We start from the raw sequence: 21,532 nt of genomic DNA, 5'->3' as shown, positions 1-21,532 counted from the left end.
AGCGAAGGGATGGCCCGCGGGTGGGCCGGGCGGGGTCAGGCCCCGCCGTCGAGGCCGCGCAGGACCGCGGCCGGGACGAACTCGGCGACGTCGCCACCGAGTCCATGGACCTCCTTGATGAGCGAGGAGGACACGTGGGTGTACCGGGCGTCGGCCGGGAGGTAGACCGTCTCGACCCCGGTGAGGTGGCGGTTCATCGCGGCCATCGGTGCCTCGAACTCGAGGTCGGCGCCGCCGCGCAGCCCCTTGACGATCGCGTCCGCGCCGATCTGCCGGCAGAACTCGGCCAGCAGGCCCGGGCCCATGGGCCGGACCGCGACACCGGCGAGGGAGGACACCGTCGCCTCGATCATGGCGATGCGCTCGTCCACGCTGAAGCGGTACGTCTTGGCCGGGTTGGAGGACACGGCGACCACCACCTCCTCGAAGAGGTTCGCGGCTCGCGCGATCACCTCGACGTGCCCCTTGTGGAGGGGATCGAACGAACCAGGGCAGACGGCACGACGCATGGGTGCCAGCCTAGCGGGGGCCGCGCCGAGCGGCGACGGGCGCCCGTCCGGTCCGGCTCCGGCGCGTCGCGGTCGTGACCGACGCGGCAGGCGCCGCCGTGTGCGGTCCGCGGCGATGGGTACAGTGCGGCCATGGACGGAACCCAGCCCACCCCCGGATCGGCACGGCACGACGTCGACGTGGACGCGCCGTGGCGTCGCACGGCGGCGGCCGCGGGCCTGCTCGGTGACGCCGGCCCCGTGCCCACCGTGTTCGAGACGATGACGGGCCTCGCCGTCGAGCACGGGGCCGTGAACCTCGGCCAGGGCTTCCCCGACGCCGACGGCCCCGACGCGCTGCTGCGGCTGGCGGCCGACGCCGTGCTGGCGGGCCCCAACCAGTACGCCCCCGGCACGGGCGACCCCGCGCTGCGGCGGGCCGTCGCAGAGCACCGCCGGCGCCACTGGGGCGTGACGGAGGACCCCGCCACGCAGGTCATGATCACCACGGGTGCCACCGAGGGCATCGCCGCGACGGTCCTGGCGTTCGTGCGCCCGGGCGACGAGGTCGTCACGGTCGAGCCGTTCTACGACTCGCACGCCGCCACGATCGCCCTGGCCGGCGGCCGGCACGTGAGCGTGCCGGTGGAGGCGCCGGACTTCCTGCCGGACCCGGCACGGGTGGCGGACTCGATCACCGACCGCACGCGCCTGCTCATCGTGAACACCCCGCACAATCCCACGGGCGCGGTCTATCCGCGGGAGCTGCTCGAGGAGCTCGTGGCCCTGTGCCGGTCCCGGGGCGTGCTGATCCTCTCGGACGAGGTCTACGACCACCTCGTCTACGAGGGCGAGCACGTCAGCCTGCGCTCGGTCGCGGGCGCCGAGGACATCGCCCTGACAGTCTCCAGCGCGGGCAAGGCGTTCGCGGTCACCGGGTGGAAGGTCGGCTGGCTGACCGGCCCGGCCGAGCTCGTCGGGGCCGCGCGCGCCGTCAAGCAGTTCCTCACCTACTCCTCCGGCCCCGCCTTCCAGCGCGCGCTGGGTGCCTACCTGCCCACCGACGACGCCGAGCGGCACCTCGCCGGCCAGCGCGAGCGGTACCGCGACGCCCGGGATCGGCTCGTGGCGGGCCTGCGGGAGGCGGGCCTGGACCCGGTCGTCCCGGCGGCGGGCTACTTCGTCGTCGTGGACCTGGCCCCGTGGGGTGTGACGGACGCGGCCGAGGCCGCGGTGCGGTGGACGCGTGAGGCCGGCGTCACGGGCATCCCCGTGGGCGCGCTCTGCCGCCCGGACGGAGGCCACCTGCGGTCGTGGCTGCGGCTGGCGTTCTGCAAGTCTCCCGATGCGATCGACGAGGCGATGCGCCGCCTGGCCGAGGCGGCCCCGCGGCTGCGCGCGCCCTGACCCCCGACGCTTTCGTTGACGAAACGGCGGCCCCCGGAGCACTTTCGTTCGGGAAACGGCGGTCCCCGGAGCATTTTCGTTCGGGAAACGGCGGCCGCCGTGCTCGCGGTTCCGTGCTGAGCCCAGTCCGTTCCGCCCTCCCGTCTCCCCGGTGAGAACGGGCCGAGACGCCGCCGTTTCCCGAACGAAAGCAGGCCGACACGCCGCCGTTTCCCGAACGAAAGCGGGTGGGCGGGGTCAGCGCTCGTCCTGCCAGAGGTACAGGGCGGTCTCGCCGTAGACGCGCACCTCGACCTCCTCGAGGCCGCGCGGCCGGCGCGGCGCCACGTCCCGGGCCGCCCGCTCCAGCACGAGCAGCCCGCCCGGGGCGAGCCGTCCGGCCGCCGCCTCCACCACCGCCTCGAGCGGCGGGCCGGCCACCGGGTACGGCGGGTCGGCCAGGATCAGGTCCACGGACGCGGCCTCCGCCGCGAGCGCCTGCTCCACGCTTCCGGCGCGCACGCGCACGACGTCGGCCCCGCGCGCCCGGTTGACCAGCGCGGCGTTCGCGCGGCACGCGGCCACGGCCTTCCGGTCCCGCTCGACCAGCAGCACCGATGCCGCTCCGCGGCTGGCGGCCTCGCACCCCAGGGCGCCGGAGCCGGCGTAGAGGTCGAGCACGGCCGTCCCTTCCAGCCAGTCGCGGGCCTCGAGCCAGGAGAACAGGGCCTCCTTGGTTCGATCCGTGGTGGGGCGCGTGCCCGTGCCGGGGACGGCGGTCAGGGGACGCCCGGCGGCCGCGCCGGCGATGATGCGGGACATGGCTCAGCCCTTCTCGAGGTAGTCGGCGGCGGTGAGGTGCTCGGCCTCCCAGCGGGCCACCTCGGCGGCGAGCGCCGGGTGGGCGGAGAGCCCCGGGCCGGCCGCCATGACCTGCGCGACGGCGTCGGCGGCCACGGCGATCAGCGGGGCGTCGGCGATGACGTCCACGTGGTGCAGCCCCGAGGCCAGCCCGGACTGGGCGGCGCCGAGCACGTCGCCGACGCCGCGCTGGGCGAGGTCCTCCTGCGCGATGCGCATGCCGTCCTGCTCCTGGGCCAGGACCTCGAGCCGGCGCAGCGACGGGTGCCCGTCCGGCAGGCGCGTGGCCAGCAGGCAGACCGCCGCCCCGGGCCCGCGGCCCACGCGGCCGCGCAGCTGGTGCAGGGTGGACAGGCCGAAGTCGTCGGCGTCGAGGATCGCCATGACCGTCGCGTTGGGCACGTCCACGCCCACCTCCACGACGGTGGTCGCCACCAGCACGTCCGTCTCCCCGCGCGCGAAGGCCTGCATCGCCGCGTCCTGCTCGGCCTGGTCCATGCGCCCGTGCACGGCGTCGATCCGCAGCCCCGCCAGCGCCGGGAGACCCCGCAGCCGGGGTGTCATCTCCTCCACGTTGGCGTGACCCGGGTCGGCGTCGTCGGGGTCGATGCGCGGGCACACCACGAACGCCTGGTGGCCGGCCGCCACGTGCTCGGCGATCAGCTCCCACACCCGGCCGATCACGCGCGGGCCGTGGGCCATCCGCGCCACGTGCGTGGTGACCGGCTGACGCCCGGACGGCAGCCCCTCGAGCACCGACAGGTCCAGGTCGCCGAACACCGTCATCGCCACGGAGCGCGGGATGGGCGTGGCGGACATGACGAGCAGGTGCGTGCCGGGGTTGGCCCGCCGCAGGGCCTCGCGCTGGTCCACGCCGAAGCGGTGCTGCTCGTCGACGACGGCCAGGGCCAGCTCGGCGAAGCCCACCTTCTCGGAGAGCAGCGCGTGCGTCCCCACGGCGATCCCGGCCTCACCGGAGGCCAGGGCCAGCAGCGCCTCGCGGCGCGCGGCGGTCTTGAGCGAGCCGGTGACCAGCACGACCCTCGTGGCCGGGCCGTCGCCGGCCCCGAGGGTGCCGGCCTCGGCGAGGGGGCCCATCAGGCGCAGCAGGGCACGGTGGTGCTGGGCGGCGAGCACCTCGGTGGGCGCCACCAGGGCGGCCTGGCCGCCGGCGTCCACGACCTGCAGCATCGCCCGCAGGGCCACGAGCGTCTTGCCCGCGCCCACGTCCCCCTGCAGCAGCCGGCTCATCGGGGCGTCCCGGGCCAGCTCGGCGGACAGCTGCTCCCCCACCGCCACCTGGCCGGGCGTCAGCGCGAACGGCAGGCGGGCGTCCAGGGCCTCGAGCAGGCCCCCGGGCCGCGGCGGGCGGGGCACGGCGGGCACCGCCCGCTCCCGGTCCCGGCGCCAGGCGAGCGCGGCCTGGACGAGCAGCGCCTCACGCAGGGCCAGCGCGGTCCGCGCCGGGCCGGTGGCGGCGACGTCGTGAGGGGCGTGCAGGTCCCGGTACGCCTGGGCGGTGCCCGGCAGCGGCGCGTCCAGGTCGAGCGCCGCGGCGGCCTCCGCGCGGATCCGCTCGGTGAGCAGCTCGGGGATCCGTCCCAGGTCGACGGTCTCGAGCACCCGGGCGACGGCGGAGCGGACCGTCCACGACGGCAGCTTCCCCGTGGCCCGGTAGAGCGGGACCGGTCGCACGTCCACCTCCCCCGGGGCGACGTCGTCGTCCAGGAGCGCGAAGTCCGGGTTGTTCAGCGTGATCCGGCCGCGGTACTCGGTCGTGCGGCCCTGGAACATGGCGGTCATCCCGGGGGCGAGGCGGCGGCGGGCGTCGTGGCCGTTGAAGAAGGCCATGGACAGGCTCGCCCCCGGCACGCCGGCCACGGACGGGTCCGCGACGGTGACGTCCACGATGAACCCGGGCCGGCTGTGCATGCGCCGCGTGGTCACCGACTCCACGACGGCGACGACGGTCACCTCGGCGTCGTACGGCAGGGCGGCGATGGGGGTGAGCTCGCCGCGCTCGATCCAGCGGCGCGGCACGTGGTCCAGCAGGTCCCCGACCGTGGTCAGCCCGAGCTCCTTCTCGAGGCGGGCGGGCAGCTTCCCGCCCAGCACCTCGGACAGGGGCAGGTCGGTGACGGGGGCCTCAGCGGCCATGGCACCCATCCGGTGCGGCGTCGTCGCCGTGCGACGGCTCGGCCAGGTCGGTGACGGCCAGGCCCTCGACGTCGCCGGCGGCCCGCAGGGGGCCGATCGCGTCCTCGGCGCGGGGCACGTGCACGTGGACCCGCCACGGCACCCGGCCCTGCGCGTCACGGGCGGTCCCGACGGGGGCGAGGATCACGGCGTCCCCCACGTCGGTCAACCGTCGGCGCAGCTCGGCCGCGGCAAGCGGGGTCAGGGCCAGGGTGCCCATCACCTCGACGGCCCCCTCGGTCGGCGCCTCCGCCGCGGCGGCGGGCTCGCCCTCCGCGGCGTGGGCGCCCTCGACGTAGCCGGGGAGCGCGGTGGCCAGCTCCTCGTCCACGGGCGTGCCCGTCACGACGGAGCGCAGCGCCTCGAACACCCAGAGCAGCCCGACGGCGCCGGCGTCCACGACGTGCGCCCGGGTCAGCGGGGCGAGCAACGACTCGGTCTCCTCCACGGCCTGCACGCAGTCGGCCAGCATGAGGGTCACGGCCGGGCCGAGGCGCACGGCCGGGTCCGCGTCCCCGGCCACCGCGGGCGTGTCGGGGGCCTGGGTGGACGAGCGCGCGAGGCTGCGGGCGGCCGCGGAGAGCACCGTGAGGATCGTCCCCTCGCGCGGATCCGACAGGGCCTGCCGGGCGGCCCGGTCGGCGGCTCCGAACGCCGCCGCCAGGGCGAACGCGTCGACACGCTCCCGGCCGCGCAGAGGCTCGGCCATCCCCGCCAGGCCGACCGCGAGCAGCATGCCCGAGTTGCCCCGGGCCGAGTCCAGCGCGGCCGCGCCCGCGTGCGCGAGCACGGCGCCGGCGTCGTCCTGTGCGGGGCAGGCGTCGGCCGCGGTGCGGGCCGCCGTCAGCGTGGCCAGCATGTTCGTGCCCGTGTCCGCGTCCGGGACCGGGAAGAGGTTCAGGGCGTCGAGCCGCGGCGCGGCCCGGCCCACGAGCTCCTCCGCGAGCGCGAGCCAGTGCGGCACCAGCGACGGCCGGGTCGGCGTGCTCACGGCGCCACGGCCTCCCCCAGGGTGCCGGTGCGGATGCCCTCGCCCAGGCGGGCGATCGCCGCCCAGTCCGGCCACACGACGTCCTCGCCGGTGTCCGTGTAGCCCACGCCCACGGACGGCACCGTGCTGGTCACGATCGGGGCGTCGCGCGCGTCGCGCAGCGACCACGCCAGGTTCGCGAGGGTGCTGGAGTCGAGCTCGTCGTCGAGGGTCAGGAAGGGGGCGAACTCCTCGACGGCGGCCTGCACGCGGCTCGGGTCCGAGAGGGTGTCGCGGGAGAGGAACGCGGCCACGATGGCCTTGACCAGGCGCTGCTGGTTCTCCACGCGGTCGAAGTCGCTGCGCGGCAGGTTGTACCGCTCCCGCGCGTAGGCCAGGGCCTTGTCCCCGTCCATCTGCACGGTGCCCGCGGGGAAGTCGACGCCGCCGGTCGAGACGAAGGCGCTGGGGTTGTCCACGCTGACGCCGCCCAGGGCGTCCACGAGGCCCTTGAAGCCGGCGAGGTCCACGGCGATCACGTGGTCCACGCGCGCCTGGAACATGTTCTCCGCGGTGGCCACCGTCAGCGGGATGCCGCCGTACTGGTAGGCGGCGTTGACCTTGTGGTCCCCGTGCCCCGGGATCGGCACCCACATGTCACGCATGATGGACATGACCTGGATCTCGCTGCGGTCCCCGGGCACGTGGACCCACATGAGGGTGTCCGATCGGCCGGCGGAGTCACGGCCCTCCGCGCCCGCGTCCTCGCCGACGAGCAGCACGTCGAGGGCCTGCTCGTCCGCCTTCTCGTCCGCGCCCGGGGCGACGGGGCCCTGGGCGCCCTCGGCGGCCTGGTCCGCGTCCATGCCGGGCGGCGGCGCGGTGGGCTGCTGGGCGGACGCCCCCGCGGCGCCCGGGCGGCCCGACTCGGCGGGGAACGCGCCGCCGTCGAAGCGCTGGGTGTCCTGGTCGATGGTCCGGGCGATCCCGCCGACGTACACCGCCGCCGCGATGCCCACGGCCAGCAGCGCCACGAGCACGACCGCCAGGGCGATCAGCCACGGGCGGCGACGACGGCGGCGCCGCCCGACGGCGACGTCCTCCTGCGGGGGGCGGGGGCGGGGGTCCGCGGTGCTGCTCACGTGGGCTCCTGAGGCGGGGACGGGAACGGTCCCGCCCATGCTAGGGCACGGGCCCCCGCGGGTCCCGGCGCCGCACGTATCCTGGGCGGATGGAATCCCGCCGTCTGCGTCGTCTCGTGCCCCTCCTGACCGCGATCGCCCTCGGCGCCACGGCCTGCACCGGACGGGTGGCCACGGTGGAGGCCGCGCCCCACGCCGCTGACCCGGCGTGTGCCCCGGCCATGGTGGCCATGCCCGACGCCCTGGGCGACCTCGACCTGCGCCCCACCGACAGCCAGGCGACGGCCGTGTGGGGTGACCCGGCCGCCGTCGTCCTGCGCTGCGGCGCCGAGGTCCCCGGCCCCACCACGGACCGCTGCATCTCCGTGGACGGGATCGACTGGGTCATCCGGGACGAGGACGAGAACTGGCGGATCACCACCTACGGCCGTGACCCGGCCGTGGAGGTGCTGTTCGGCAAGGACCAGGCCAGCTCGGACACCGTGATGGTGGGCCTGTCCTCGGCGGTCGCGCAGATCGAGCCCAGCGGCGGCTGCGTCGGCGTGCAGGACGCCACACCCGTCGGCTGAGACCGGCGCGGGCCGGCCGGCACGACCGCCGTGGCCCGGGCCGGCCGCGGGCCGCGTCAGTGCAGGCCGACGCCCCGCTCGAGGGCGAGGTCCAGCAGCTCCGAGATCAGATCGTCGTAGGACAGGCCCGTCCGCTCCCACATGGCCGGGTACATGCTGATGGGCGTGAAGCCCGGCATGGTGTTGATCTCGTTGACCACCCAGCGCCCGTCCGGGGTGAAGAAGAAGTCGCAGCGGCCCAGGCCAGATCCGTCCACGGCCTCGAAGGCGCGGATCGCCAGGGCGCGCAGCCGCTCGATCTCCTCCTCCGGCAGCTCGGCCGGGCAGGACAGCTGGGTGGTGCCGGTGTCCTGGTACTTCGACTCGAAGTCGTAGAACTGCGTCTCACCCTCGTCGTGGGCCACGACGATCTCCCCCGGCAGCGAGGCGCGCGGGGCGGCGGAGCCGTGCCCGTCGAGGACGGCGCACTCGATCTCGCGGCCGACGATGCCCGCCTCCACCACGACCTTGGGGTCGAAGCGACGGGCCTCCTCGACGGCGACGCGCAGGCTCGCGGGCTCGGTGACGCGGGTGATGCCGAAGGACGAGCCGGCGCGGGCGGGCTTGACGAACAGCGGGTAGGCGAGCGCCCCAGCGCGGGCGAGGGCCGCCTCCGGATCGCGCGCCCAGTCGCGGGCGGTGATGGTCTCCCACGGGCCGACCTCGAGACCGGCGGCCTGGAAGGCGACCTTCATGAAGTGCTTGTCCATGCCGACCGCAGAGGCGAGCACACCGCAGCCCACGTAGGGCAGACCCAGCGACTCGAACATGCCCTGGAGGGTGCCGTCCTCACCCCAGGGGCCATGCAGCAGCGGGAACACGACGTCCACCGGGCCCAGCGAGGAGCCGTCGGCCGCGGTCAGCTCGACGGTGCCGTCCGGCAGGGCGCGCAGGCTCACCGGGGCCGCGGGCTCCGGCACCTCCGGCAGGGCGTCGCTGTCCAGGCGGAACGAGGCCACGTCCAGCTCGTCGTGCGACCACAGGCCGGAGCGGGCCACGCCCACCGGCACGACGTCCCAGCGCTGACGGTCGGCCGCGTGCAGCACGCCCGCCGCGGTCACGCAGCTGATGGGGTGCTCGCTCGAGCGGCCGCCGAAGAGCAGGAGCACGCGGGGACGCGCGCCGGCGGTGGCCTCCGGGGCGGGGGTGGCGGTCATGCGGTGCGTCCTTCCGACTTCAGGTCACGGGCGAGCAGCAGCTCGGCGAGGCGGTCCACGGCCACGTCCCCGGCGACCACCCGGTCCATCAGCTCGCTGATGGGCATCTCCACACCGTGGGCGCGGGCGGCGTGCACGATGGCGGAGACGGACTTGATGCCCTCGGCCGTCTGGCTCATGGCGGCCACCGCCTCCTCCGCGCTGAGGCCGGTGCCGATGTGGCGGCCGGCCGTGCGGTTGCGGGAGAGGGGCGAGGCGCACGTGGCCACGAGGTCGCCCAGGCCGGCGAGCCCGGCCATGGTGGCCGGGTCGCCGCCGAGCGCGACGGCCAGCCGGGTGGTCTCGGCCAGGCCCCGGGTGATGACGGAGGCCTTGGAGTTGTCCCCCAGCCCCTGCCCGTCGCAGATGCCCACGGCGAGCGCGATGACGTTCTTCACCACGCCGCCGATCTCCACGCCCACGACGTCCGTGTTCGTGTAGGGCCGGAAGGTCCGGCCGGCCGTGAGGGCGGCGATGCGCTCCGCCGTCGCGCGCGAGGCCGAGGCGACCACCGTGGCGGTGGGCTCGCCGCGCGCGATCTCGAGGGCGAGGTTGGGTCCGGAGACCACCGCGAACCGGTCCGGGCTGAGGCCCAGCTCCTCCGCGCAGACCTGCGACATCCGCGCGTCGGTGCCGCGCTCGAGGCCCTTGACGAGGGAGACCACGACGGCGTCCGGGGCCAGGTCGGCGCGCACGGTGCGTAGCGTCTCGCGCACATGCTGCGCGGGCACGGCCACCACCACGACGCCGGCGCCCCGGACCGCCTCGGCGGCGTCGGTGACGGCGCGCACGCAGGTGGGCAGGGTGATGCCGGGCAGGTACTCGGGGTTCTCGTGTCGCTCGGTGATGGCCTCGGCGACCTCGGCCCGCCGGGACCACATCACGATCTCGGACGCGCGGGCGGGCTCGGGGCTGGTGCTCAGGCCCAGGACGCGGGCGAAGGCCGACCCCCAGCTGCCGGCCCCGAGGACGGCGACGGTGCGCGGATCGCTCATGCCCCGATCACCCGCGCTCCGGCCGTGGGATCCCAGCGGCCCTCCGGGGCCGGTTCTCCGCGCAGCTCGGCGACCAGGTCGGTGATCGCGGCCATCATGCGGCCGGTGCCCTCGCGCAGGGTCGCCGCCGTCACGGGGCGGTCCCGCAGGTCCGCGAGGTCGACGGGCGCGCCGACCCGGATCCGGGCGGTCTTGCGCGGGAGGACGCGGAGGGAGCGGCCGCCGTACGGCAGCAGCTCCTGGATGCCCCACTGACCGACGGGGATGAGCGGGGCGCCGGTCTGCAGGGCGAGGCGCACGGCCCCGTTGCGCCCGGCCATGGGCCAGCCGTCGGGATCGCGGGTGACGGTGCCCTCCGGGTAGACGATGATCGCCCGGCCCGTGGCGACGGCCTCGCGGGCGGCGGCGAGCGAGCGGCCGCCGTCGCGGGTGCGCTCGACCGGGATCATGCGGGTGGCCTCGAGGACCTGCTTGAGCACGGGCACCTTCCAGAGCTCGGCCTTGGCGAGGAAGGTCGGCAGCAGGCCCTGGTTGTAGACCATGTGGGCCACGGAGAGCGGGTCCACCTCCGAGATGTGGTTGACGGCGAGGATCGCGCCGGTCTCGGGCAGGTGCTCGGTCCCCTCCCACACCTGGCGGACGAGGGCCCGCATCGCCGGTCGCACGATCACCCCCGGGATCACGTAGGGGGCCCGCGCGGCACGCGTCGGACGACCCCCCGCGGCGGCAGGGCTCTGCGCGTCCACGCCGCTCACCGGTCGCGTTCGGTCAGCTCGACGTCGGCGCCGAGGCCCTCGAGCTTCGCCATGAAGTGCTCGTAGCCGCGGTTGATGATCTCCAGGCCCGTCGCCGTGGAGGTGCCCTCGGCGGTGAGGGCGGCGATCAGGTGGGAGAAGCCGCCGCGCAGGTCCGGGATGTCGAACTCGACGCCGTGCAGCGGCGTCGGGCCGGAGATCACGGCCGAGTGCAGGAAGTTGCGCTGACCGAAGCGGCACGGCACGGAGCCGAGGCACTCGCGGTGCAGCTGGATGGAGGCGCCCATCCGCACGAGGGCGTCGGTGAAGCCGAAGCGGTTCTCGTACACGGTCTCGTGCACGATGGAGACCCCCTTGGCCTGGGTCAGCGCCACCACGAGGGGCTGCTGCCAGTCGGTCATGAAGCCGGGGTGCACGTCCGTCTCGAGCACGAGCGGGTTGAGATCGCCGCCGGCGTGCCAGAACCGGATGCCGTCGTCGACGACGTCGAACTCGCCGCCGATCTTGCGGTAGGTGTTCAGGAACGCCGTCAGGTCGCGCTGCTCGGCGCCGCGGACGTAGATGTCCCCCCGGGTGGCCAGGGCGGCGGAGGCCCACGAGGCGGACTCGTTGCGGTCGGGCAGCGCGATGTGGTTGTAGCCGCGCATCTCGCTCACGCCCTCGATGCGGATGGTGCGGTCCGTCTGCACGGTGATGATCGCGCCCATCTTCTGCAGGACGGCGATGAGGTCGTGGATCTCCGGCTCGACGGCGGCGCCCTTGAGCTCGGTGATGCCCTCGGCCTTCACGGCGGTCAGCAGCACCTGCTCGGTGGCTCCGACGGAGGGGTACGGCAGCTCGAGCTTGGCGCCGTGCAGGCCCTTGGGGGCGGAGATGGAGATGCCGCCCGGGCGCTTGTCCACGACGGCGCCGAAGTTGCGCAGCACGGCCAGGTGGTAGTCGATCGGGCGGTCGCCGATCTTGCAGCCGCCGAGGTCGGGGATGAAGGCCTCGCCGATCGCGTGCATGAGCGGGCCGCAGAAGAGGATCGGGATGCGCGAGTCGCCGGCGTGGGCGTCGATCTCGGCGGTCAGGGCCGACTTCACCCCGGCCGGGTCCATCGTGATCCGCCCGGTCTCCTTGTCCCACTCCACGGACACGCCGTGGATCTCGAGGAGGGAGCTGACGACGTCCACGTCCTTGATCTCGGGGATGTTCCGGAGCACGGACGGCGAGTTGCCGAGCAGGGCGGCCACCATGGCCTTGGGCACCAGGTTCTTGGCGCCGCGCACGGTCACCTCACCGGTCAGCGGCTTGCCGCCATGGATGGTCAAGAGCTTCGCCATGCGCGTCCTTCCTCAGCGCGGCCGCAGGGCCACGGTCTCGGCCACTCCGCCGGAGCGGGGAGGTCTCTGAACGGGACCGCCCGCCGTGTGCGGCGGGCGGTCCCGGAATCGCCTCCCAGCATAGGGCGTCGCCGGGCACGCCCGGCAATGGTGCGCCCCCGGCGGCGGCCGGTCAGCCGGCCGTGCGGGCCGGGAGGGTGGTGGGCTTGTACGCGGGGCGGTCCGCCTCGTAGGCGTCGATCTCGGCCTGGTGCCCCAGGGTGACGGCGATGTCGTCCAGGCCCTCGAGCAGCCGGCGACGGGTGTCGTCGTCGATCTGGAAGGGGGCGGTCACATCCCCGCACTCGATGGTGCGTGTGACGAGGTCCACGGTGACCGTGGTCCCGGGACGGTTCTCCAGCTCCTTCCAGATGCGCTCGACGTCCTCCTGCTCCACCTGAGCCGCGACGAGCCCCTGCTTGGCGGAGTTGCCGCGGAAGATGTCCGCGAAGCGCGGGGAGATCACGGCGCGGAAGCCGTAGTCCTTGAGCGCCCACACGGCGTGTTCGCGCGAGGAGCCGGTGCCGAAGTCGGAGCCCGCCACGAGCACGGTGCCCCCGCTGAACGGCTCGGTGTTCAGGATGAAGTCGGGGTCCTGGCGCCAGCCGGCGAACAGGGCGTCCTCGAAGCCCGTGCGGGAGATCCGCTTGAGGTACACGGCCGGGATGATCTGGTCCGTGTCCACGTTCGAGGCGCGCAGCGGCACGCCGACGCCGGTGTGGGTGGTGAACTTCTCCATGGCTCAGGCCTCCTGGAGGGTGAGGGCGGGCAGGTCGGACGGGCTGGCGAGGCGGCCCAGCACGGCGGTGGCCGCGGCGACCACCGGGGACACCAGGTGGGTGCGTCCGCCCTTGCCCTGCCGGCCCTCGAAGTTGCGGTTGGAGGTGGACGCGCAGCGCTCCCCCGGGGCGAGCTGGTCCGGGTTCATGCCCAGGCACATGGAGCAGCCGGCGAACCGCCACTCGGCCCCGAAGTCCTCGAACACCCTGTCCAGGCCCTCGTCCATGGCCTGCAGACGCACGCGCGCCGAGCCCGGCACGACCATGACGCGCAGCCCCTCGGCCTTGCGCCGGCCCCGGACGACCTCGGCGAACGCCCGCAGGTCCTCGATGCGGGAGTTGGTGCACGAGCCCATGAAGACGGTGTCGACCTCGACCTGCTTCATCGGCGTGCCGGGGGCCAGGTCCATGTAGGACAGCGCCTTGCGGGCCGCCTCCTGGGCCACCGGGTCGGTGAAGTCCTCGGGCGCGGGGACGGTGTCGTTCAGGCTCACGCCCTGACCCGGGTTGGTGCCCCACGTGACGAACGGCTCCAGCGTGTCCGCGTCGATGACCACCTCGGCGTCGAACTCCGCGCCCTCATCCGTGGCGAGGGTGCGCCAGTGCTCGACGGCGGCGTCCCAGTCGGCGCCCTCGGGGGCATGGGGCCGTCCCTTCAGGTAGGCGAAGGTGGTCTCGTCCGGGGCGACCATGCCGGCGCGGGCGCCGGCCTCGATGGACATGTTGCAGATGGTCATCCGGCCCTCCATGGAGAGGTTCCGGATGGCCTCACCGCGGTACTCGAGCACGAAGCCCTGGCCCCCGCCCGTGCCGATCTTCGCGATGACCGCGAGGATGATGTCCTTGGCCGTCACACCCGGGCGCAGCGTGCCGTCCACGGTGACCGCCATGGTCTTGAAGGGCTTCAGCGGCAGGGTCTGGGTCGCCAGGACGTGCTCGACCTCGGAGGTGCCGATGCCGAACGCCAGGGCGCCGAACGCACCGTGGGTGGAGGTGTGGGAGTCGCCGCAGACCACGGTGAGGCCGGGCTGGGTCAGGCCCAGCTGGGGGCCGACGACGTGAACGATGCCCTGCTCGGCGTCGCCCAACGGGTGCAGGCGGACGCCGAACTCGGCGCAGTTGGCCCGCAGGGTCTCGATCTGGGTGCGCGAGGTGGGATCCGCGATCGGCTGGTCGATGTCCAGCGTCGGGGTGTTGTGGTCCTCCGTGGCGATGGTCAGGTCGGGCCGACGCACCGGACGCCCGGCCAGACGCAGCCCCTCGAAGGCCTGCGGGCTCGTCACCTCGTGCACGAGGTGCAGGTCGATGTAGAGCAGGTCGGGGGTGCGGGAGGCGCCCTCGCCCCCGCCGCGCACCACCACGTGCTCGTCCCAGACCTTCTCGGCCAGCGTCCTGGGCCGCGTCGTCGCCGTCGTCATGTGCCGCACCTTCCTGCTCACGCACCTGTCGGTCGTCGCCCGGCGCGGGGCGCCGGTGCTCACGGACCACTGTGGGGCGCGGCGGGGCCGTTCTCGACCACGCGGCGCGATATTCCATATCGTGAGATTCCGTCTCACATGCCGGACCTGGCGCCGGCCGGCCCGGTCACATGCGACGCACACCGACACCCCCGGTCCGTCCGAGCAGTGAGACGACTACGATCACCCCATGACCACCGAGCCCGTGCGCCCGCCCACCGAGGACGACCTCATCGGCCCCTCGCTCCACCGGCATCCCAGCGGCGTCGGCGTGGTGGACAAGTCGGTGGCGATCCTCGACGCGCTCGAGTCCGGCCCGGCCACGCTCGCCCAGCTCGTCACCGCCACCGGGATCGCGCGGCCCACGCTGCACCGGCTCGCGGCCGCCCTCACGCACCACCGCATGGTGGGCAAGGACCTGCAGGGCCGCTACGTGCTGGGCACCCGCCTGGCCGAGCTCGCCTCCGCCGCCGGCGAGGACCGGCTCACCACGGCCTCCGGCCCGGTGCTGCTGTGGCTGCGCGACGCCACGGGAGAGAGCGCCCAGGTGTTCCGTCGGCAGGCGGACTCCCGCGTGTGCGTGGCCAGCGCGGAACGGCCCTGGGGCCTGCGCGACACCATCCCCGTGGGCGCCCGCATGTCCATGAAGGCCGGCTCCGCCGCGCAGGTGCTCCTGGCCTGGGAGGACCACGAGCGGCTCGTCGAGGGACTGGCCGGCGCCGTGTTCACACCCACCGTCCTCGCGGCGGTGCGGCGGCGCGGCTGGGCCCAGTCCCTGGCCGAGCGCGAGCCCGGGGTCGCCTCGGTGTCCGCACCGGTGCGCGGTCCCAGCGGCCGCGTCATCGCGGCGGTCTCGATCTCCGGCCCCCTCGAGCGGCTCTCCCGCCAGCCGGGCCGGCTGCACGCGGACGCCGTCGTCTCCGCCGCGACGCGGCTCACCGAGCTCATCCGCGCCGGCGAGGCCTGAGGCCCGCCCGCGCCACCGACGGGACGCGCCGCGGAGACACCCCGTTCTTCCCGCGTTCACCCGCGGGGCCTAGCGTCGGCCAGGTCCCCGACCGCCGCCCCCGCACCACCGAGGAGTCCGCCGTGACCGAGACGACCGCGCCCGCCGCCCCCGCCGAGCAGGAGGCCGCGCCGCGGCTGTCCGTGGTCGGCACGGGCTATCTGGGCGCCACGCACGCCGCGTGCATGGCCGAGCTGGGCTTCGAGGTCCTCGGCGTGGACGTGGACCCGGCCAAGATCGAGCGCCTGGCCCGCGGCGAGGTGCCCTTCCACGAACCCGGCCTGCCCGAGCTGCTGCGCACCCACGTCGCCTCCGGGCGGCTGCGCTTCACCACGGACGTCGCGGAGGCGGCCCGCTGGGCGGACGTCCACTTCATCGGCGTCGGCACCCCGCAGAAGGTGGGCGAGACCGCGGCGGACCTGAGCTATGTGGACGCCGCCGTCGCCTCCCTCGCCGCGGCGATCGACCGCGACGCGCTGATCGTCGGCAAGTCGACCGTGCCCGTGGGCACCGCGCGCCGCCTGGCCGAGCTCGTGCGCACCGTGCGCGCCGAGGCCGGACTGCCGGGCGAGGTCGAGCTCGCCTGGAACCCCGAGTTCCTGCGGGAGGGCTTCGCCGTGAGGGACACGCTCACCCCGGACCGCCTCGTCATCGGCACGCACGGGCCCCGCGCCGAGGGCATCCTGCGCCGCGTCTACGCGCGGCAGCTCGCGGCCGACACCCCGTGGATCAGCACGGACCTCGAGACGGCCGAGCTGGTGAAGGTGGCCGCCAACGCCTTCCTGGCCACGAAGATCTCGTTCATCAACGCGTTCTCGGAGATCACCGAGAACGTGGGCGGGGACATCGGCACCCTCGCGGACGCGATCGGCCACGACGCCCGGATCGGACGCCGGTTCCTCAACGCGGGCGTGGGCTTCGGGGGCGGCTGCCTGCCCAAGGACATCCGAGCGCTCCAGGCCCGCGTCTCCGAGCTGGGCCTGGACCGGACCATGCGGTTCCTGGCGGAGGTGGACGACATCAACCTGCGCCGCCGCGACCGCGTGGTGGACCTGGCGGTGCAGGTGCTCTCCGCGGCTCGCGACGGCCGCATCCGCCGGGCCGAGGCCTCCGGGCCCGCCCCCACCCCGGCGAGCGTGCAGGTGCTCAACGGCACGCGGATCGCCGTGCTGGGCGTCACGTTCAAGCCGGACTCCGACGACGTCCGGGACTCCCCCGCCCTCGACGTCGCCAACCGTCTCTACACGGCCGGCGCCGACGTCCGGGTGTACGACCCCGAGGGCAACGCCAACGCGGCCGCCCGCTTCCCGCGGCTCGACTACGTGGACTCGCTCGAGGCGGCCGTGGACGGCGCCGAGCTGACCCTGCTGCTGACCGAGTGGCGCCAGTTCCGCGAGATGGATCCGGACGCCGTGGGCGCACGTGTGGCCTCCCGCCTGCTGATCGACGGGCGCAACGTCCTGGACGTCGCCGCGTGGCGCGAGCACGGGTGGGACGTCATCGGCCTCGGCCACCGCTTCGACCCGGAGCGACTCCTCCGCGCGGCCTGACCCGCCCGCGGACCCCGGCCCGGGCGTTCAGCCGGCGAACGGGTCCCAGCCGGACTCGGACAGGGGCCGGTGCCCGGTCGGCGGCCGGGCCCCGTCCGGCACGAGCCGGCCGATCCGCGTGAACCCCCGGGGCAGCTCGGTCTCGGGCCACGCCAGCCCCAGGAGGCCGTAGTCCTCGCCCCCGCCGGTCACGAGCGCCTCCGGACTGGTCCCGGCCAGGGCGGCCACGCGGCGCAGGGGTGCGGCGGCCTCCGCCAGCCAGGCCTCGTCCAGCCACGGTGCCGGCGCGGGGCCGGCCCCGCCGGTGGCGGCCGCCATGCGGTGCGCGTCCTTGCCCAGGCCGTCGGAGACGTCCATGAGGGTGAGCAGGCCGGCCGTCACCGCGGCGGGTCCGAGGGCCAGCGGCGGGCGGGGTCGCAGCTGGGCGCGGACGGCGCGGGCGAGCTCCCGCGGTGACGGCCGGTCGGCGGCGGGGAGGGCGTCCGCCCGTCGCTCCAGCTCCGCGCGGTCGGTGAGCAGCAGGGTGAGCCCGGCGGCGGCCCACCCCGGCCCCGAAGGCGCGGCGGCCCGGGGACCGTCCGGCACCGCCTGGGCATGGACGAGGTCGGCGCCCTCGGCGAGCACGCGGTCCCGGTCCGCCGCGGCCGGCGCGCGGCGCAGCACGCCGCCGGGGTGCGGGTCCCCGAGCACCGTCACTGCGGCGTGGACCCGTCCGCCGGTGCCCAGGTCGCCCCCGGCCACCCGGCAGTCCGGCGCGCCGAGGTGACGCACCGCGCCCACGATGCCCGCGGCGAACGACCGCACCCAGGCGACCGGCGTCGTCGGCGGCAGGGTGAGGGCGGTGACGAGCGCGGAGGCGGTCCCGCCCATCGCGTTGACGTCCGAGAGGTTCTGGGCGACGGCCTTCCAGCCGGCGTCGTGGCCGCGGGTGCGGGGACCGGCGGGCCAGCGGTGCAGGAAGTCCGTGCCCTCCCCCATCGCGTCCGTGGAGATGAGCGTCCCGCCGCGGGGCGCGGGCACGAGGGCGGCGTCGTCGCCCGGGGCGACGGTGCCGGCGGGCCAGTGGCCGTCCCGGACGGCGGGGGCGAGCCCGGTCAGGACGACCTCGAGCAGCTCGGCCTCCGTGAGGTCGCCGACGGTCGCCCCCGCCGCGGCCGCGGGGTCGCGCACCGTCATCGGCGGCCCCGCCGGACCGGGGCGCCGGAGGCCCGGGCGAGGGCGTCGCGGAAGGCGCGGAAGCGGTCCACCTCGGCGCGCACCGGGTCGACGACGAGCCGCCGGCCGACGTCGGTGGTCGCCTCCTCGAGGCGGCGGCGCGCGTGGCGTCCCCGCGCCGCGGCGGTCCACCGGGTCAGGGGGATCGCCAGCAGGGCCAGGAGCACGCCGAGCGCGAGGCCGCCGACGAGCAGCAGCGTCGGGAGGGGGAAGCCCTCGACCGTGGGGGCGGGCGGCAGGGGGAACTGCAGGTACCCGGCCAGGGCGAGGACGCCCAGCCAGCCGGCGCCGACGACGGCGGTGAGGAGGGCGAGCCACTGCAGCACGTCCAGCACGGGGTGCCACCAGCTGCCCCGACCGGCCCCGAGGTCGGTGGCGGCGATCGCCTGGTCCACGGCGCCGGGGAGCTCCTCGGCGTGCTCCCGGCCCGCGCGGCGGATGGCGGCGGCCCACGGCTCGGAGGCTCCCGCGCCGGCCGCGGCGGCCAGCGTGCGGACCGCGCCGTCGACGACGGCCCGCTGGGTGCCCGAGCGCTCGGGCAGGGAGGTGCGGTGCAGCGCGGGGTCGCGGGCGACCTCGTCCCGGTCGCGGCGGGGGGCGGCGCTCTCGGGCATCAGGTGCAGGCGCCGCAGGGGGTCCGCGCGGAAGGAGTGCATCCAGCGCAGCACGGGCCAGCTGGTGCGCTTGGCCGAGCGCAGCCGGTACGAGCCCTCCACCGCCCGGACGACGGCCGGCACGCCGCCGGCCACGGCCAGCTCGCGCCCGAGCCGCTGCTCGTCCCCGGGCCCGACGCCGGCCGGCTCGCCCTCGCCCGAGGCGGCGGCGAGGTCCGCGGCACGGGCCGCGACGTCCGCGCCCAGGCGTTCGGCGGCCGCGCCGCGCTGGGCGACGATCGCCGCGACCTGCCGGCCGACCTCCTCGAGGCCCTCCCCCGTGCGCGCGGACACGGGCAGCACCCGGACGTCGCCGAGGCCGTGGCCGGAGAGCATCCGGCGCAGCGAGGCCAGCACGACGTCCCGGTCACGCACCGAGAGCCGGTCCACCTGGTTGAGCAGCACGAGGGTGACGGCCGCGTGCGAGCCCATGGTCGCCAGGAACTCGCGGTGCAGCACGGCGTCCGCGTACTTCTCCGGGTCCACGACCCACACCAGCACGTCCACGTGGCCGGCCAGCCGGGAGGTGATCTCGCGGTTGCCCCGCTCGACCGAGTCGATGTCCGGCAGGTCCAGCAGGATCAGGCCGGTGGCGTCGGCGCCGTCACGGCGGCCGAAGCCGAGGAAGCCGGGGCGGCCGTCGTCGAGCACGGGCGCCTCGTCCAGCAGGTGGCGGCGGCGCACGCCGAGCCAGTCGAGCAGCGCGGCCGCGCCGCCGCCCTCGCCGGTGCCGTCGCCGTGCTCCGCGTCCGGGTCCAACCCCTGTCCCCGGCCCACGCCCCAGACCGCGGCGAGCGGCTCGGACGTGGTGGGCCGGGTGGCGGCCACGCGGGCCAGGTCGCGGCCGGTGAGCGCGTTGAACAGGGAGGACTTGCCGGAGCCCGTCGCCCCGAAGAACCCGACCACGGTGTGCTCCGCGGAGAGTGCCTGGCGCTCCCCGGCCGCGCGCACGACGGCGTCGGCCCCGGCCACGACGTCCTCGGGCAGGCGGCCCGCGGCCAGCTCGGCGGCCTCGCCGAGGGCGTCCAGGCGGGGGGCCAGGGCGGGGGTGTCGCGGCGGCTCATCGGGGCTCCTCCCCCGCCTCGGCGGCGGACGGGGCGTGCTCGGGCCCGGTCGGGCCGTCGACGCCGGCGGCCACCCCGCGGCGCAGCACCGGCACGAGGGCGCGCAGCTCCTCGGTGGCCTGCGGCTCGCGCTCGAGGTGGAGCAGCGGCAGGAAGCGGTCCGCGAGCACGGTCTCGAGGAAGGCCCGCACTCGGTGCTCGAGCAGCTCATCGGCACGCCGGGCCATGCGGCGCACGGCGTCCTCGCCGAAGATCGACTCGAGCAGCTTCTGCCCGACGACGGCGGCGCCGCCGGCGATGCCGACCTCGATGCCCGCGAGTCCGCCGGTGGAGGCGAACGAGATGATCATGAGGGCCACGGCCGCGCCGTTCACGCCGGTGGCCGCCAGGCGGGCGCGCGTGCGCTTGCCCGCGCCCTCCTCCTGGATCAGCGCCAGCACGTCCGACTGCCAGTCCCGCACGACGTCGGCCGCCCGCGCCGACGTGTCCGGCGCCAGGGCGCCCAGGTCGCGCCCGGCCACGAGGGCCCGGCCCGCCGGCTCGGACGCCCAACGCCGCTCGATCTGCTCGGCGGCCGCGGCGGCCGCCTCGACCATCACGGCGTGCAGGCCGGTCTCGAGCGCGGTCTCGACCTCTTCGGGCGGGGCCGGGCGCCCGCGCACCAGGGCGCCGAGGCGGTCCCGCAGCCGGCCGATCGTGGTCTCGACGCCGCGGAAGAACTCCCCCGTGCCGACGAAGTCCTGCCAGCGGGAGAGCACCTCGCCGCGCAGCAGCGTGCCGTCCGAGGTGGCCTCGTGGACCCGGCCGACGGCCTGGTCCGTGGAGTCCCCCACGATCCGGGCGAGCAGGTCCGCGGCGTGCCGCTGCTCCTCCTCGGCGCGGGCCAGGTCGGCGACGCGGGCGGCCAGCTGGCCCAGCACGCCGTCCACGGTCCGGCGGGCGACAGCGCCGCGCGCCTGGGCGTCGGCGGCGAGGGTCTCGAGCCAGGCGCGCAGGCCCGCGACGTGCTCCTGCGGGAGCAGACCGCGCTCGTCGAAGCGGGTCTCGGGGATCACGTGGATCCGGGCGTCGGCGAGGCCGCGCTCGGTGAGCATGCGCCGCAGGTCCGGGGTGATGTCCTCCGCCGCGCCCTCGGGCACGCGGCCGAGCACGACGGCCACGGTGATGTCGCGGGCGGCGGCCTCGTCCAGCAGCTGCCAGGGCACGGCGTCGGCGTAGCGGTGCGCCGTCGTCGTGAAGATCCACAGGTCGGCGGCCTCGAGGAGCTGCCGGGCCAGCGCGCGGTTCTGGTCCGCCACGGAGTCGATGTCCGGGGCGTCCACGAGGGCGATGCCTGACGGCAGTGCGGGCTCGGCCACGAGCGCGACCGTGTCCATCGCGGACTGGTCGGGTTCGACGGGGCCGGCGGCCGCGTCGCGGTGCACGCTGACGCGGGCGAGGTCGGGCAGCACCCGCGGGCCCGTGAACCAGTGGGCGTCGGCGGGGTTGTGCAGCAGCAGCGGCTGCCGCGTGGTGGGCCGCAGGGCGGAGGAGCGGGAGACCTCGTGGCCGACGAGCGCGTTCACCAGCGTGGACTTGCCCGCACCGGTGGAGCCGCCGACGACGGCCAGCAGCGGCGCGTCGAGCGAGTCGAGGCGGGGCAGCACGTAGTCGTCGATCTGGTGCAGGGTGCGCTCGCGCTCGGCGCGGTCCTGCCCCGCGGTGACGGTCTCGAAGGGCAGCTCGAGCGCGGCGAGGTGCTCGCGCACGCGACGGACGGCCGTGTCGACGCCGAGGTCTGGGGCGTTCTGATCCGTGTGTGGCACGTGGGCCATCGTCTCACGGGCGCGCACCGGCCGCCCATCCC

18 protein-coding genes are annotated in these 21,532 nt (G+C 75.7%); 4 read left to right on the top strand and 14 right to left on the bottom strand.

Annotated elements, in window-relative coordinates; all coding sequences use genetic code 11:
• Positions 1-35: 35 nt before the first annotated feature.
• On the bottom strand, positions 36-509 hold the full coding sequence (gene coaD / locus AC0VX0_RS04085; RefSeq protein WP_036338106.1) for a pantetheine-phosphate adenylyltransferase: 474 nt from the start codon (positions 507-509) through the stop codon (positions 36-38).
• Positions 510-641: 132 nt separating this feature from the next.
• Between coaD and AC0VX0_RS04080 the strand changes: the two genes are divergently transcribed.
• Entirely contained in the window at positions 642-1,895 is a 1,254-nt protein-coding gene (locus AC0VX0_RS04080) for an aminotransferase class I/II-fold pyridoxal phosphate-dependent enzyme (protein WP_475451917.1), read from the top strand.
• A gap of 237 nt (positions 1,896-2,132) precedes the next feature.
• Here AC0VX0_RS04080 and rsmD read toward each other — a convergent pair whose 3' ends face one another.
• Genes rsmD through AC0VX0_RS04060 form a run of 4 tightly spaced genes read right to left on the bottom strand, consistent with a single transcriptional unit; the run spans position 2,133 to position 7,043 of the window.
• Entirely contained in the window at positions 2,133-2,696 is a 564-nt protein-coding gene (rsmD, locus tag AC0VX0_RS04075) for a 16S rRNA (guanine(966)-N(2))-methyltransferase RsmD (RefSeq protein WP_161787770.1), read from the bottom strand.
• A 3-nt stretch (positions 2,697-2,699) separates the two neighbouring features.
• A complete protein-coding gene (locus AC0VX0_RS04070; protein WP_049146005.1) occupies positions 2,700-4,892 on the bottom strand; it encodes an ATP-dependent DNA helicase RecG in 2,193 nt (730 codons plus the stop codon).
• Positions 4,882-5,922, bottom strand: a complete 1,041-nt coding sequence (locus tag AC0VX0_RS04065) for a DAK2 domain-containing protein (protein WP_049146002.1) — start codon at positions 5,920-5,922, stop codon at positions 4,882-4,884. The genes AC0VX0_RS04070 and AC0VX0_RS04065 overlap by 11 nt, the downstream gene beginning before the upstream one ends.
• The gene (locus tag AC0VX0_RS04060) at positions 5,919-7,043 is read right to left on the bottom strand and encodes an LCP family protein (protein ID WP_475451914.1); all 1,125 of its coding nucleotides are present in this window, start codon (positions 7,041-7,043) and stop codon (positions 5,919-5,921) included. Before AC0VX0_RS04060 ends, AC0VX0_RS04065 begins: the two co-directional genes overlap by 4 nt.
• Before the next feature lie 89 nt (positions 7,044-7,132).
• On the opposite strand from AC0VX0_RS04060, the gene AC0VX0_RS04055 reads away from it, so the two are divergent.
• Positions 7,133-7,612 (top strand): DUF3515 family protein, encoded by a 480-nt coding sequence (locus AC0VX0_RS04055; RefSeq protein ID WP_069941790.1) that lies wholly within the window; start codon positions 7,133-7,135, stop codon positions 7,610-7,612.
• A 56-nt stretch (positions 7,613-7,668) separates the two neighbouring features.
• On the opposite strand, the gene AC0VX0_RS04050 is transcribed toward AC0VX0_RS04055, so the two are convergent.
• The 6 genes from AC0VX0_RS04050 to leuC all read right to left on the bottom strand — a co-directional run bounded on the left by AC0VX0_RS04050 (position 7,669) and on the right by leuC (position 14,158).
• Complete coding sequence (locus AC0VX0_RS04050; protein WP_100058750.1) at positions 7,669-8,808, bottom strand: D-alanine--D-alanine ligase family protein; 1,140 nt, start codon at positions 8,806-8,808, stop codon at positions 7,669-7,671.
• Positions 8,805-9,842, bottom strand: coding sequence for an NAD(P)H-dependent glycerol-3-phosphate dehydrogenase (locus tag AC0VX0_RS04045; RefSeq protein WP_095347299.1), 1,038 nt, complete (start codon positions 9,840-9,842; stop codon positions 8,805-8,807). Before AC0VX0_RS04045 ends, AC0VX0_RS04050 begins: the two co-directional genes overlap by 4 nt.
• A complete protein-coding gene (locus AC0VX0_RS04040; protein WP_257962982.1) occupies positions 9,839-10,588 on the bottom strand; it encodes a lysophospholipid acyltransferase family protein in 750 nt (249 codons plus the stop codon). The genes AC0VX0_RS04045 and AC0VX0_RS04040 overlap by 4 nt, the downstream gene beginning before the upstream one ends.
• Before the next feature lie 5 nt (positions 10,589-10,593).
• A complete protein-coding gene (murA, locus tag AC0VX0_RS04035; protein ID WP_002856412.1) occupies positions 10,594-11,922 on the bottom strand; it encodes a UDP-N-acetylglucosamine 1-carboxyvinyltransferase in 1,329 nt (442 codons plus the stop codon).
• Positions 11,923-12,094: 172 nt separating this feature from the next.
• Positions 12,095-12,700 carry a 3-isopropylmalate dehydratase small subunit gene (leuD, locus tag AC0VX0_RS04030; protein WP_100058237.1) on the bottom strand — a complete coding sequence of 202 codons (606 nt, stop codon included), beginning with the start codon at positions 12,698-12,700 and terminating at the stop codon, positions 12,095-12,097.
• 3 nt (positions 12,701-12,703) lie between these two features.
• The gene (gene leuC, locus AC0VX0_RS04025) at positions 12,704-14,158 is read right to left on the bottom strand and encodes a 3-isopropylmalate dehydratase large subunit (RefSeq protein WP_044659168.1); all 1,455 of its coding nucleotides are present in this window, start codon (positions 14,156-14,158) and stop codon (positions 12,704-12,706) included.
• A gap of 229 nt (positions 14,159-14,387) precedes the next feature.
• Here leuC and AC0VX0_RS04020 point away from each other — a divergent pair, with 229 nt between their 5' ends.
• Positions 14,388-15,164 (top strand): IclR family transcriptional regulator, encoded by a 777-nt coding sequence (locus tag AC0VX0_RS04020; RefSeq protein ID WP_002856418.1) that lies wholly within the window; start codon positions 14,388-14,390, stop codon positions 15,162-15,164.
• A 122-nt stretch (positions 15,165-15,286) separates the two neighbouring features.
• On the top strand, positions 15,287-16,753 hold the full coding sequence (locus tag AC0VX0_RS04015) for a UDP-glucose dehydrogenase family protein (RefSeq protein ID WP_070709130.1): 1,467 nt from the start codon (positions 15,287-15,289) through the stop codon (positions 16,751-16,753).
• 27 nt (positions 16,754-16,780) lie between these two features.
• Here AC0VX0_RS04015 and AC0VX0_RS04010 read toward each other — a convergent pair whose 3' ends face one another.
• Genes AC0VX0_RS04010 through AC0VX0_RS04000 form a run of 3 tightly spaced genes read right to left on the bottom strand, consistent with a single transcriptional unit; the run spans position 16,781 to position 21,491 of the window.
• Positions 16,781-17,929, bottom strand: coding sequence for a thiamine-phosphate kinase (locus AC0VX0_RS04010; protein ID WP_101965545.1), 1,149 nt, complete (start codon positions 17,927-17,929; stop codon positions 16,781-16,783).
• Positions 17,926-19,686 carry a GTPase gene (locus tag AC0VX0_RS04005; RefSeq protein ID WP_036338076.1) on the bottom strand — a complete coding sequence of 587 codons (1,761 nt, stop codon included), beginning with the start codon at positions 19,684-19,686 and terminating at the stop codon, positions 17,926-17,928. Before AC0VX0_RS04005 ends, AC0VX0_RS04010 begins: the two co-directional genes overlap by 4 nt.
• Positions 19,683-21,491, bottom strand: a complete 1,809-nt coding sequence (locus AC0VX0_RS04000) for a dynamin family protein (protein WP_101965610.1) — start codon at positions 21,489-21,491, stop codon at positions 19,683-19,685. Before AC0VX0_RS04000 ends, AC0VX0_RS04005 begins: the two co-directional genes overlap by 4 nt.
• Positions 21,492-21,532 lie beyond the last annotated feature (41 nt).

The organism is Micrococcus sp. iso_26, from assembly GCF_056172975.1.
The sequence above is the reverse complement of the archived record's forward strand: the minus strand, read 5'-3'. Positions and strand labels throughout refer to the sequence as shown.

What these genes read in the sequence shown, in the direction of transcription:
- coaD (WP_036338106.1), bottom strand. Translation starts at nt 509, where the DNA reads ATGCGTCGTGCCGTCTGCCCTGGTTCGTTCGATCCCCTCCACAAGGGG.
- AC0VX0_RS04080 (WP_475451917.1), top strand. Translation starts at nt 642, where the DNA reads ATGGACGGAACCCAGCCCACCCCCGGATCGGCACGGCACGACGTCGAC.
- rsmD (WP_161787770.1), bottom strand. Translation starts at nt 2,696, where the DNA reads ATGTCCCGCATCATCGCCGGCGCGGCCGCCGGGCGTCCCCTGACCGCC.
- AC0VX0_RS04070 (WP_049146005.1), bottom strand. Translation starts at nt 4,892, where the DNA reads ATGGCCGCTGAGGCCCCCGTCACCGACCTGCCCCTGTCCGAGGTGCTG.
- AC0VX0_RS04055 (WP_069941790.1), top strand. Translation starts at nt 7,133, where the DNA reads ATGGAATCCCGCCGTCTGCGTCGTCTCGTGCCCCTCCTGACCGCGATC.
- AC0VX0_RS04050 (WP_100058750.1), bottom strand. Translation starts at nt 8,808, where the DNA reads ATGACCGCCACCCCCGCCCCGGAGGCCACCGCCGGCGCGCGTCCCCGC.
- AC0VX0_RS04045 (WP_095347299.1), bottom strand. Translation starts at nt 9,842, where the DNA reads ATGAGCGATCCGCGCACCGTCGCCGTCCTCGGGGCCGGCAGCTGGGGG.
- murA (WP_002856412.1), bottom strand. Translation starts at nt 11,922, where the DNA reads ATGGCGAAGCTCTTGACCATCCATGGCGGCAAGCCGCTGACCGGTGAG.
- leuD (WP_100058237.1), bottom strand. Translation starts at nt 12,700, where the DNA reads ATGGAGAAGTTCACCACCCACACCGGCGTCGGCGTGCCGCTGCGCGCC.
- leuC (WP_044659168.1), bottom strand. Translation starts at nt 14,158, where the DNA reads ATGACGACGGCGACGACGCGGCCCAGGACGCTGGCCGAGAAGGTCTGG.
- AC0VX0_RS04020 (WP_002856418.1), top strand. Translation starts at nt 14,388, where the DNA reads ATGACCACCGAGCCCGTGCGCCCGCCCACCGAGGACGACCTCATCGGC.
- AC0VX0_RS04010 (WP_101965545.1), bottom strand. Translation starts at nt 17,929, where the DNA reads ATGACGGTGCGCGACCCCGCGGCCGCGGCGGGGGCGACCGTCGGCGAC.
- AC0VX0_RS04005 (WP_036338076.1), bottom strand. Translation starts at nt 19,686, where the DNA reads ATGAGCCGCCGCGACACCCCCGCCCTGGCCCCCCGCCTGGACGCCCTC.